This is a genomic window from Delftia sp., from assembly GCF_059499305.1.
In genome coordinates, this window is sequence record NZ_JCABYI010000033.1 from 1 (window position 1) to 11960 (window position 11960).

Consider the following 11960-nt stretch of genomic DNA (forward strand, 5'->3'; position numbering starts at 1 on the left):
CGGGTCGCCTTCTTTGATCTGACCTTTCTTGGCGAATCAAGAAAGGGCAGTCGGCCGCCGGGCCGAGACCCGGCCCCGAAAAGCAACCCCCTGGCAGGGGCAAAAAGCGCACCGAACCCACGCCCAACGAAAAACAGCTCCTTGAAGGAGCTGTTTTTCATAAGAGAGGAGAAGCCGGAATCAAGCCTCAGGCTGCTGCTCAGATTCAGCAGCCTCAGCCTCAGCAGCCGGAGCCGCCTCACCCGAATCCGCCAAAGCCTGCCGCACACCCGCCTTCTCACCAGCCGAAGCAAACTTGCTGTACTTGCCAACGATGCCGACCAGCGCACCATAGATGCGCGGATTGCCCGCCAGGCATTCCTTCTGCTCCAGGAAATCCGCCTCACCCGTGAAGTTGCCGACCAGGCCACCGGCCTCGGTCACCAGCAGGCTGCCGGCGGCCACGTCCCAGATCTGCAGGCCGCTTTCAAAGAAGCCGTCGGCAAAGCCGGCTGCCACGTAGGCCAGGTCCAGCGCGGCGGCGCCGGGGCGGCGCACGCCTGCGGTTTCCTGCATCACGTCGCCCAGCATGTTCATGTACTGCTTGAAGTTGTCGCCACGGCGGAAGGGGAAGCCGGTGGAGATCAGGCTGTCCTTGAGCTGGATGCGCTTGGACACGCGGATGCGGCGGTCATTCAGGTAGGCGCCGCGGCCGCGCGTGGCCGTGAACAGGTCGTTGCGCGAGGGGTCGTACACCACGGCGTGCTCCACCTTGCCCTTGAAGGACAGGGCAATGCTCACGCAGTACACGGGGAAGCCGTGGATGAAGTTGGTGGTGCCGTCCAGCGGATCGATGATCCAGACGTAGTCGGAGTTCTTGGCGCCGAACTCGTTGCCCGATTCCTCGGCCAGGATGCCGTGGCCCGGGTAGGCGCCCAGCAAGGTTTCGATGATGGCCTGCTCGGCCGCCTTGTCCACCTCGGTCACAAAGTCGTTGACCTGCTTTTGTGCGACACGCACGGATTCCACGTCAAGAGCCGCGCGGTTGATGATGGCGCCGGCGGCGCGTGCGGCCTTGATGGCCACGTTGAGCATGGGATGCAGGTTGGTCGACATAGATTGTGAGGCGTTGGCGGAGCAGCGGCTGTGCAAGGAGAGGACGGTCCTCTCTGGCAAAAGCAGGCTGTTTGACGCGGGTAAGAACGGAAAAAGCCGCGTCCGGCGATGCGGGGCGGCGACAATAGCGCGCAATTTTACCCGCCTTGTCCGTTTTGTGCTGCGCAACCTGTCCCGTCTTGGGGGCTCTGCCGGCGCCGGCAGGCCAGCGACGCCATGAAAACCCGATTCGTACTGATAGAGACCAGCCACGCCGGCAATGTGGGCGCCGCCGCCCGCGCCCTGAAGACCATGGGCTTTGACGACCTGGTGCTGGTGCGCCCGCGCTGGCCCAACGTGCTGCGCAAGGAAGAGACCATCCAGCGGGCCAGCGGCGCGCTGGACGTGCTGGGCAATGCGCGCGTGGTCGAGACGCTGGAGGAGGCGCTGGACGGCATCAGCCACCTGTGCGCCACGGCCATGACGCCGCGCGACTTCGGCCCGCCCACGCGCACGCCGCGCCAGCATTTCGAGCTGCTGCTCAGCGGGGCGCTGGATGTGCTGGCTGCGCCCGATGTGCCCGATGTGCCCGATGAAGCGGCGCCGCCCACCGATGCATCCGTGTCCGCACCGGCTCCCGCGCCGCGCTGCAACCAGTCGGGCGTGGCCTTCCTGTTCGGCTGCGAGCGCTTCGGCATGAGCAACGACGATGTCTACCGCAGCGATGTGGCGCTGTCGATTCCGTCCAATCCGCAGTTCGGCTCGCTGAACCTGGGGGCGGCCATCCAGGTGGTGGCCTATGAGTGGCGCCAGGCGCTGGGCGGCTTTCCCGTGGTGGAGCACACGCCTGCGCCGCAGCGCGCCGACGCGGCCCAGGTGGCCGGCATGCTGGGCCATTGGGAGCAGGCGCTGGCGCATATCGGCTTTCTCGATCCGGCTGCGCCCAAGAAGCTGATGCCGCGCCTCAACCAGCTTTTCAACCGCTCGCAACTGACCGCCGAGGAAATCCACATCCTGCGCGGTGTTGCGAAGGCCATGCTGCAGAGCACCCCACCGAAACGCTAGACTGAGCGGTCTTGTCAACAATAACCAGCCCCTAGATGCTTGACCGCCTGCGCTCCGATATCCAGTGCATCCTTGACCGCGACCCTGCGGCACGCAGCACCTGGGAGGTCATCACCTGTTATCCGGGTCTGCATGCGATCTGGCTGCAGCGCCCGGCGCACTGGTGCTGGAACCATGGCCTCAAGTGGCTGGGGCGCTTCATCTCGCACATCGGCCGCTGGCTCACGGGCATCGAGATCCACCCGGGCGCCGTCATCGGCGAGCGCGTCTTCATAGACCACGGCATGGGCGTCGTTATCGGCGAGACGGCCGTGGTCGGCGACGGCTGCACCATCTACCACGGCGTGACCCTGGGCGGCACCTCTCTGTACAAGGGCGCCAAGCGTCATCCCACGCTGGGCCGCGACGTGGTGGTCAGCGCGGGCGCCAAGGTGCTGGGCGGCTTCGAGGTGGGCGACGGCGCCAAGATCGGCAGCAATGCCGTGGTCATCAAGCCCGTGCCCGCAGGCGCCACGGCCGTGGGCATTCCGGCGCGCATCATCGCCAGCAAGAACGGCCACAGCGCCGATGTGACCGAGCACGACCTGGCATCTGCCAAGTCCGAGGCCATCAAGGTCCCGTCGGCTGCCGCGCCCCAGCCGTTCACGGCCTACGGCATCACCCAGGAAATGGACCCCGTGGCCCAGGCCATGCGCGGCCTGAGCGATGGCGCGGCCGCGCACGAGCAGCAGATCGCGCTGCTGTGGGAGGCGATTGCCAAGCTCTCGGCCGGCAGCAAGGTGGGCGACTGCGTGCCCTGCGAGTCAGAGCGCCCGCAGGCGTTCCAGAAGGACAAGATCGACCAGATCATGGGCAAGTAGGCCTGCAGAAGATCACCAAAGATCCCCCAAGAAGACCGGAGACTCCGACCAGCATGAACGTTGAACAGGCCTTGCATGCGCGCCGCTCCGTGCGCGCCTTCCTGCCCCAGTCGCCCGATGCGGCGCTGGTGCGCTCCCTGATGGAACAGTCGGCACAAGCGGCCTCGGGCGGCAACCTGCAGCCCTGGCGCGTGCTGGCGCTGACGGGCGAGCCGCTGCAGCAGTTGCTGACCGCCGTTGCCGAAGCCGAGCCCCAGGACGCCCAGCCCGGCCTGTCCTACCCGCCCAACCTCTGGGAGCCCTACCGCAGCCGGCGCTTTGCCAATGGCGAAGAGCTGTACCAGTCGCTGGGCATTCCGCGCGACGACAAGCCCGCGCGGCTGGAGCAGCTGGCCCGCAACGGCCAGTTCTTCGGCGCGCCCGTGGGCCTGATCGTGGCGGTGGACGAGCGCATGGGCCTGCCGCAATGGGTGGACCTGGGCATCTACCTGCAGTCCTTCATGCTGCTGGCCTGCGCCAATGGCCTGGCCACCTGCGCCCAGGGCTTCTGGCGCCGCTACAACGACGCCGTGACCCAGGCGCTGGCGCTGCCCGAGGGCTACCACGTGGCCTTCGGCATTGCGCTGGGCTACGAGGACAAGGATGCCCCCATCAACGGCTGGCGCGCCACGCGCGCACCGATGGCCGAATGGGCACAGATGCGCGGCTTCGACTGAGCAGGGCTTTCAGGCCCCTGGGCAAACCCGCAGGGCAAGGGCGCCTTGCCATCCCCTATACTGCGCTCTGCTCCGGGGTGTGCTGATGCACTGAGATGCCAACCGGTCCATGCGCTGCATGGGCCAGGCGGCGAACCCGACGAACTTGATCCGGTTGATACCGGCGGAAGAAGAGCGGGACCCTGAAGCGGGGCCGAAGTCAGAGGATGGAAATCCGCCACGGCGGATACACGCAGGGCCGCAACGGCCAGGCAGGCCACCATCCGAAGCACATCGGCCCTTGCCAACCAAGGCTGCTCGTGCGCCTTGGCGTGCGTGGCAACCAGGGGCCAAGGCCATACGGCCCTGGCAGGCCCACACTGGCATAGCCCGGTGCGCGGCCTTTGGCACAGCCCAAGGAGTGTCCGGTTCCCGGAGCGTTGTTGATCGACGCTTTGAACGCAAGGAACCCGACATGAACGCTCCCGATTCCATCTTCACCCCCGCAGCCGGCGAAGCTCCCGACGCACAGCGTTTTTCCGACCTGCTGGCGCAGTCGCGCAAGCCGTTCCCGGCCTCCACCAAGAGCTATCTGCAAGGCAGCCTGCATGCCGGCCTGAGCGTGCCCGTGCGCGATATCCAGCTGACCAATGGCGAGCAGGTCAGCGTCTATGACACCTCGGGCCCCTACACCGATCCGGCCGTGGCCATCGACGTGCGCAGCGGCCTGCCGGGCGTGCGCAATGCCTGGATCGAGTCGCGCGGCGACAGCGAGTACTACGCCGGCCGCCTGCGCCAGGCCCTGGACGACGGCGGCAAGCGCGGCGAGGAAGACGAGCGCGTGGCCCGCCTGCGGGCCGAGGCCGCATCCCTGCAGCGCCAGCCGCGCCGCGCGAAAAGCGGCGGAAACGTCACCCAGATGCACTACGCGCGCAAGGGCATCATCACGCCCGAGATGGAATACGTGGCCCTGCGCGAGAACGGCCGCCGCGAATGGATGGCCGAGTACCAGCAGGACGCCGCGCGCGAGGCGCGCCTGGCCGGCAACGGCCTGGGCGCCGCCATCCCCAAGATCATCACGCCCGAATTCGTGCGCGACGAAGTGGCGCGCGGCCGCGCCATCATCCCGGCCAACATCAACCACCCCGAGATCGAGCCCATGGCCATCGGGCGCAACTTCAAGGTCAAGATCAACGCCAACATCGGCAACTCGGCCGTCACCTCCAGCATCGAGGAAGAGGTCGAGAAGCTGGTCTGGGCCATCCGCTGGGGCGCGGACAACGTGATGGACCTGTCCACCGGCAAGAACATCCACACCACGCGCGACTGGATCATCCGCAACTCGCCCGTGCCCATCGGCACCGTGCCCATCTACCAGGCTCTGGAGAAAGTGGGCGGCATTGCCGAGGACCTGACCTGGCCCATCTTCCGCGACACCCTGATCGAGCAGGCCGAGCAGGGCGTGGACTACTTCACCATCCACGCCGGCGTGCGCCTGGCCTACATCCACCTCACGGCCCAGCGCCGCACGGGCATCGTCTCGCGCGGCGGCTCCATCATGGCCAAGTGGTGCATGGCCCACCACCGCGAGAGCTTCCTGTACGAGCACTTCGAGGACATCTGCGACATCATGAAGCAGTACGACGTCAGCTTCTCGCTGGGCGACGGCCTGCGCCCCGGCAGCGCCTCGGACGCCAATGACGAAGCCCAGTTCGCCGAACTCAAGACCCTGGGCGAGCTGACCCAGCTGGCCTGGAAGCACGACGTGCAGACCATGATCGAAGGCCCCGGCCACGTGCCCATGCACATGATCCAGGCCAACATGACCGAGCAGCTCAAGCACTGCCACGAGGCGCCGTTCTACACCCTGGGCCCGCTGACCATCGACATCGCCCCCGGCTACGACCACATCGCCAGCGCCATCGGCGCGGCCATGATCGGCTGGTTCGGCACCGCCATGCTGTGCTACGTCACGCCCAAGGAGCACCTGGGCCTGCCCGACCGCGACGACGTCAAGCAGGGCATCATCGCGTACAAGATCGCGGCCCACGCCGCCGACGTCGCCAAGGGCCACCCCGGCGCCCGCGCCCGCGATGACGCGCTGAGCCAGGCCCGCTTCGACTTCCGCTGGCAGGACCAGTTCAACCTGGGCCTGGACCCCGACACCGCCCAGGCCTACCACGACGAAACCCTGCCCAAGGACAGCGCCAAGGTGGCGCACTTCTGCTCCATGTGCGGCCCCAAGTTCTGCTCCATGAAGATCACCCAGGAAGTGCGCGAATTCGCCGCTGCCAAGGGCGTGGCCGAGCAGGAAGGCATTGCCGCCGGAATGCAGGCCAAGGCCGAGGAATTCAACCGCGCGGGCGGAGAGTTCTATATCCCCATCGTGGAGGCCAGCAGCGATACGACGGCGCGTTGAAATCCGCTGACTCCTGATCGGGATTGCGCCGTGTAGGCTGATATTTCCCCTATAGTCGATCCAGCCTTGGACTGGTCAAATAAACACCGCAGGCGCTTTTGGTGCCTGCGGTGTTTTTTCTTAGGACTATTCCTGTTTTTACCGAGAAATAGACGGAAGAATCTGAATTGTCTTATGGGTGACTTCTTTGCGCATTCCACAGCCAATGTTTCAAAGGCCGATTGGCAATCCCTGCCGGATCACCTGAAGGGTGTGGGCACATTGGCTCGACAGTTCGCACAGGCCTTCGGTGCCGGTGAGCTGGCTGAGATACAGGGCTGGCTGCATGACCTGGGCAAGTACACCGAGCCCTACCAACTTCGGCTGCAAGGCGGCGCACTGCGCGTGGACCACTCCACCTGGGGCGCGCGCATTGCAGCCAGACACTATCCCGGAATAGGCCATTTGCTGGCCTATGGCATTGCCGGGCACCATGCGGGATTGGCCAATGGGGATGGGCAAGGGGAAAGATCCGCATTGCGCCAGCGGCTCGATGACGGGTATGAATTGCCGGCGCTCGATTCCGCCTGGAAGCGAGACATCGCATTGCCCGCCAAGCTGCCCATGGTCGATCTCAAGCCCTGTGACGGCAAACGCAAGAATTTCCAGTTGGCATTTTTCACACGCATGATGTTTTCATGCCTGGTCGATGCCGATTTTCTCGATACGGAGCGCTTTTATCTGAAGACGGAAAGCCGTCCCGATCATCGCAGCGCGGGTAAGCCGGCCCCCAGCCTGCAGGCCTTGCGGGAGCAGCTCGATCACTTCCTGGCAGGTCTGCCGACGGGGGGCGACGTCAACCCCATCCGCTCAGACATCCTGCAGCATGTGCGTGCGCAGGCGGAACTGGCGCCGGGGCTGTTTTCCCTGACGGTGCCCACGGGTGGGGGCAAGACGCTGGCCTCGCTGGCCTTCGCGCTGGACCACGCCATACGCCATGGCCTGAGCCGAGTGATCTTCGTGATTCCGTTCACCAGCATCGTCGAGCAGAACGCCGCCGTATTTCGCAGGGCCCTGGGCCCGCTGGGCGACGCCGCCGTGCTGGAGCACCACAGCGCTTTCGTGCAGACCGAGCCGCCGCGCGACGACCCCGAAAAATACCAGGCGCAGAAGAAGCTGCAGCTGGCCATGGAGAACTGGGACGCGCCCATCATCGTTACCACGGCCGTGCAGTTCTTCGAAAGCCTGTTCGCCGCCCGGCCATCGCAATGCCGCAAGCTGCACCGCATCGCGGGCAGCGTGGTCGTGCTGGACGAGGCCCAGACCATGCCCCTCAAGCTGCTGCGGCCCTGCGTGGCGGCCATCGACGAACTGGCGCGCAACTACCGCGCGAGCGTGGTGCTATGCACCGCGACCCAGCCTGCACTGGTGGCGCCCGATTTCGAGGGCGGCCTGAACGAAGTGCGGGAACTGGCGCCCGACCCGGACCGGCTGTTCACGCAACTGGAGCGCGTGCGCGTGCGGCACCTGGGCGTGCTGGACGACGAGGCGCTGGCCGGACACATGCGCTCGCGCGAACAGGTGCTGTGCATCGTCAACAACCGCCGCCATGCGCGGGCCGTCTACCAGGCCATGGCCGATCTGCCCGGCGCACGCCATCTGACCACGCTGATGTGTGCAAGGCACCGCAGCGAGGTGCTGGCCGAAGTGCGGCAGATGCTCAAGGAAGGCAAACCCTGCCGGCTGGTATCGACGAGCCTGATCGAGGCCGGCGTCGATGTGGACTTTCCCACCGTGCTGCGTGCCGAGGCGGGCCTGGACTCCATCGCCCAGGCCGCTGGCCGCTGCAACCGGGAGGGACGGCGCGCCAGGGATGCCAGCGAGGTGCTTGTGTTTCTGCCGGGCAATCCGGATTGGGCACCGCCACCTGAACTCAAGCAGTACGCGGAGAAGGCGCGAGAAGTGCTCAGGCAGTTCGAGGCGCAGCCTCTGGCCCCCGAGGCCATCCAGCGCTACTTCTCGCTGCTGTACTGGCAAAAGGGCTCGCAGGCCCTGGATGTGCCGGATCTGCTGGGGCAACTGACGGCAAGCCGCTTCGACAGCCTGCCGATGGAAACCCTGGCGGCGAAGTTCCGGCTCATCGACAGCGTGCAGATGCCGGTGATCGTGCCGTATGACGAAAAGGCCAGGGACGCGCTGCGGGCGCTGGAGCATGCGCAAGGCAGCGTGGGCCTGGCGCGCAGCCTGCAGCCCTACCTGGTGCAACTGCCGCGACAAGGCTTTGATGCGCTGCGCAAGGCCGGGGCCGTGGTGCCGGTGGTCGAAAGCAAATGGGGTGATCAATTCATGGTGCTGGCGCACGAGGGCTTGTACGACCCGCGCCATGGCATCCATTGGGATGAGCCCGCGCTGATCCAGACCGAGCATTTGTGCTGGTAGCGCAGGCAACGGTGTCTTGCCGCTGAAGGAGAGGAGAGGGCATGGGATTTGGAGTGAAACTGAAGGTCTGGGGTGAGCGCGCCTGCTTCACCAGACCCGAGATGAAGGGTGAGCGCGTCAGCTACGATGTCATCACGCCTTCGGCCGCGCGCGGCATTCTGGAGGCCATCCACTGGAAGCCGGCCATACGTTGGAGCGTAGACCGCATCCACGTACTGAAGCCGATCCGCTTTGAATCGATACGGCGCAACGAGGTCGGCAGCAAGATCTCTCCGGCCAGTGTGTCCAAGGCGATGAAGGCCGGCTCCACGGAAGGCTTGGTCACGCATGTGGACCAGGACCGCCAGCAGCGTGCGGCCACGGTGCTGCGCGACGTGGCCTATGTGATCGAAGCGCATTTCGAGCTCACGCCCAAGGCAGGCGCCGACGACTCGGTGGGCAAGCACCTGGACATCTTCAACCGCCGAGCGCGCAAGGGCCAGTGCTTTCAGATGCCCTGCCTGGGCGTGCGCGAGTTTCCGGCGGACTTCGGCCTGCTCGAAGACGGCGAGGCATTGCCCACGCCGCACGAAAGCCTGCTGCCCGAGCGGGACCTGGGCTGGATGCTGCACGACATCGACTTTGCCAACGGCATGGCCCCGCGCTTTTTCCGCGCCAGCATGTCCGGTGGCGTGATCGCCGTGCCGCCCTGGCACAGCGAGGAGCTCAAGTCATGATCCTGCAGGCGCTTGCCACCTACTACCAACGGCTGCTGGAACGCCGCGAGGAGGGCCTGGCGCCCTTTGGCTACAGCCCCGAGAAGATCAGCTACGAGATCCTGCTGGCCGCCGATGGCCGTGTGGTGCAGGTCAACGACATCCGCGACACCACAGGCAAGAAGCCGCTGCCGTGCGTGATGAACGTGCCTCAGCCGGAGAAAAGAACGGTGGGCATCAAGTCCAACTTCCTCTGGGACAAGACCAGCTATGTGCTGGGCGTGAGCGCCACCAGCAAGCGCGCGGACAAGGAGCATGAAGCCTTCAAGGCCTTGCACCGCGAGCATCTGGCCGGCACGCAGGACGCGGGCCTGAAGGCCTTGCTGGGCTTTCTCGATGCCTGGACGCCGCAGCAATTCGAAGCGCCCCATTTCACCCCGGACATGCTCGATGCCAACATGGTGTTCCGCATGGATGGCGAAAAGGCCTATCTGCACGAACGCCCGGCCGCTCAGGCCCTGCGTGCCCGGCTGCTCGCCAGCGACGACGGTGGAGAAAGCAGTCAGGAGTCGGTGGCGACCTGCCTTGTGAGCGGCGAAAGCCTGCCCGTGGCGCGCCTGCACCCGGTCATCAAGGGCGTCAGCGGTGCGCAGAGCTCCGGCGCCTCCATCGTCTCATTCAACCAGGAGTCATTCACTTCCTACGGCAAAAGCCAGGGCGACAACGCACCTGTCTCGGAGCAGGCCGCCTTTGCCTACACCACCGTGCTCAACCACCTGCTGCGGCGCGGCGAGCACAACCGCCAGCGCCTGCAGATCGGTGATACCAGCATCGTCTTCTGGGCCGAGGCCGCAGATGGCCAGGAGGCCGAACAGGCCGTGCGGGCCGAGTCGCTGCTGGCCGACCTGCTCGATGACCGTCCCTCGGACGACCAGGAGGCCGCGCGCATCCGCATCGAACTGGAGAAGGTGCAGAAAGGCCAGCCGCTCAGCGACATCGACCCCAGGCTTGAGGAAGACACGCGCATGTACGTGCTGGGCCTGGCGCCCAATGCCTCGCGCATCTCCATCCGTTTCTGGGAGGTCGGCACGCTGGGCCTGTTTGCGCGCCGCCTGGCGGAGCATGCCCATGACTTCGCGCTGGAGCCACAGCCCTGGAAGACGGCCCCGTCGGCCTACCGCGTGGTCTTGGCCACGGCACCGCACCGTGAGGGCAGCGCGCCCAAGATGGATGACGCCATGAGCAATCTCGTGGGGGAGTTCATGCGCGCCGTGCTCACCGGCCGCCCCTATCCACGCAGCCTGCTGGCCAACGTGCTGATGCGCATGCGCAGCGACGGCCATCTGTCGGGGCTGCGCGTGGGTATCTGCAAAGGCATTCTGGCGCGTGAGCGCCGCCTCGGAATCAACAGTGACAAGGAGGAGATCCCCGTGAGTCTGGACAAGGAATCCACCAACGCGGCCTACCGGCTGGGCCGCCTTTTCGCCGTGCTGGAAAGTGCCCAGCGCCAGGCGTTGGGCGGGCAGGTCAACGCGACCATCCGCGACCGCTACTACGGCGCGGCCTCGGCCACGCCGGCATCGGTATTTCCCATGCTGCTGCGCAATGCGCAAAACCATCTGGGGCGCCTGCGCAAGGACAGGCCGGGCGCTGCCGTGGGGCTGGAAAAGGACATTGGCGAGATTGTCGGCGGCCTCACCGACAGCTTCCCCCGCAGCCTGCGCATCGAAGACCAGGGCCGTTTCGCCATCGGCTACTACCACCAGTCGCAAAGCCGTTTCGGCAAATCGGTTGCCAACGACGACAGCAACGATTCCACACAAGACACCTCCGAGGAAGCCTCCGCATGACCGCCATCGCCCACCGCTACGAATTCGTCTACCTGTTCGACATCACCAATGGCAATCCCAATGGCGATCCCGATGCCGGCAACCTGCCGCGCCTGGACCCCGAGACCAATCGAGGCCTGGTCACCGATGTCTGCCTCAAGCGCAAGATCCGCAACTTCGTGAGCCTGGACAAGGAAGATGCGCCTGGCCATGCCATCTACATGCAGGAAAAGGCCATCCTGAACCAACAGCACCGCAAGGCCTACGAGGCCATCGGCCTCAAGCCCGAAGACAAGAAACTGCCCAAGGACGAAGCCAAGGCCCGCGAGATCACGGCCTGGATGTGCGCCAACTTCTTCGACATCCGCACCTTTGGCGCTGTCATGACCACGGGCGTCAATGCGGGCCAGGTGCGCGGACCCATACAGATGGCCTTCGCCACCTCCATCGACCCCGTGGTGCCGCTGGAAATCTCCATCACGCGCATGGCCGTCACCACAGAAAAAGAGGCCGAAGCCCAGAGTGGCGACAACCGCACCATGGGCCGCAAGCACATCATTCCCTACGGCCTGTACCGTGCCCATGGCTTCATCTCGGCCAAGCTGGCCGAGCGCACCGGGTTTTCCAACGAGGACCTGGACCTGTTCTGGCGCGCGCTGATCAACATGTTCGAGCATGACCGCTCCGCCGCACGCGGCGAGATGGCGGCGCGCAAACTCATCGTCTTCGAACATGAAAGCGCCATGGGCAACGCGCCTGCGCATGTGCTGTTTGACGCCGTCAAGGTGGAGTCCGCACAGCCGGCCGATGCGGGCGCTCCCCGGCGCTTTGCTGACTACCGTGTGCACATCGACACTGCGGCCGTGCCTTCGGGCGTGACCCTGCGGGAACTGATCTGAGACGGT

9 protein-coding genes and 1 riboswitch are annotated in these 11960 nt (G+C 65.7%); of the genes, 8 read left to right on the forward strand and 1 reads right to left on the reverse strand.

Going from position 1 to position 11960, the window contains the following annotated elements:
* Positions 1 to 180: 180 nt before the first annotated feature.
* Entirely contained in the window at positions 181 to 1095 is a 915-nt protein-coding gene (locus AC5I49_RS23345; RefSeq protein WP_016453855.1) for an inositol monophosphatase family protein, read from the reverse strand.
* Positions 1096 to 1311: 216 nt separating this feature from the next.
* Between AC5I49_RS23345 and AC5I49_RS23350 the strand changes: the two genes are divergently transcribed.
* From AC5I49_RS23350 to cas7c, 8 genes are all read left to right on the forward strand, one after another.
* Positions 1312 to 2139 (forward strand): RNA methyltransferase, encoded by an 828-nt coding sequence (locus AC5I49_RS23350; RefSeq protein WP_495789965.1) that lies wholly within the window; start codon positions 1312 to 1314, stop codon positions 2137 to 2139.
* A 35-nt stretch (positions 2140 to 2174) separates the two neighbouring features.
* Positions 2175 to 2999: a serine O-acetyltransferase gene (cysE, locus tag AC5I49_RS23355; RefSeq protein WP_012204231.1), complete on the forward strand. Its 825-nt coding sequence runs from the start codon at positions 2175 to 2177 to the stop codon at positions 2997 to 2999.
* Positions 3000 to 3052: 53 nt separating this feature from the next.
* Entirely contained in the window at positions 3053 to 3715 is a 663-nt protein-coding gene (locus AC5I49_RS23360; RefSeq protein WP_043792883.1) for a nitroreductase, read from the forward strand.
* A gap of 63 nt (positions 3716 to 3778) precedes the next feature.
* A riboswitch (TPP riboswitch) is annotated at positions 3779 to 3904 on the forward strand.
* Between the two features lie 265 nt (positions 3905 to 4169).
* Complete coding sequence (thiC, locus tag AC5I49_RS23365) at positions 4170 to 6113, forward strand: phosphomethylpyrimidine synthase ThiC (RefSeq protein ID WP_495789966.1); 1944 nt, start codon at positions 4170 to 4172, stop codon at positions 6111 to 6113.
* Between the two features lie 174 nt (positions 6114 to 6287).
* Positions 6288 to 8531, forward strand: a complete 2244-nt coding sequence (cas3, locus tag AC5I49_RS23370; protein WP_495789967.1) for a CRISPR-associated helicase Cas3' — start codon at positions 6288 to 6290, stop codon at positions 8529 to 8531.
* Between the two features lie 41 nt (positions 8532 to 8572).
* Positions 8573 to 9247: a type I-C CRISPR-associated protein Cas5c gene (gene cas5c / locus AC5I49_RS23375; protein WP_154834995.1), complete on the forward strand. Its 675-nt coding sequence runs from the start codon at positions 8573 to 8575 to the stop codon at positions 9245 to 9247.
* Positions 9244 to 11076: a type I-C CRISPR-associated protein Cas8c/Csd1 gene (gene cas8c, locus AC5I49_RS23380; RefSeq protein ID WP_495789968.1), complete on the forward strand. Its 1833-nt coding sequence runs from the start codon at positions 9244 to 9246 to the stop codon at positions 11074 to 11076. Before cas5c ends, cas8c begins: the two co-directional genes overlap by 4 nt.
* The gene (gene cas7c / locus AC5I49_RS23385) at positions 11073 to 11954 is read left to right on the forward strand and encodes a type I-C CRISPR-associated protein Cas7/Csd2 (protein ID WP_034368866.1); all 882 of its coding nucleotides are present in this window, start codon (positions 11073 to 11075) and stop codon (positions 11952 to 11954) included. Before cas8c ends, cas7c begins: the two co-directional genes overlap by 4 nt.
* Positions 11955 to 11960 lie beyond the last annotated feature (6 nt).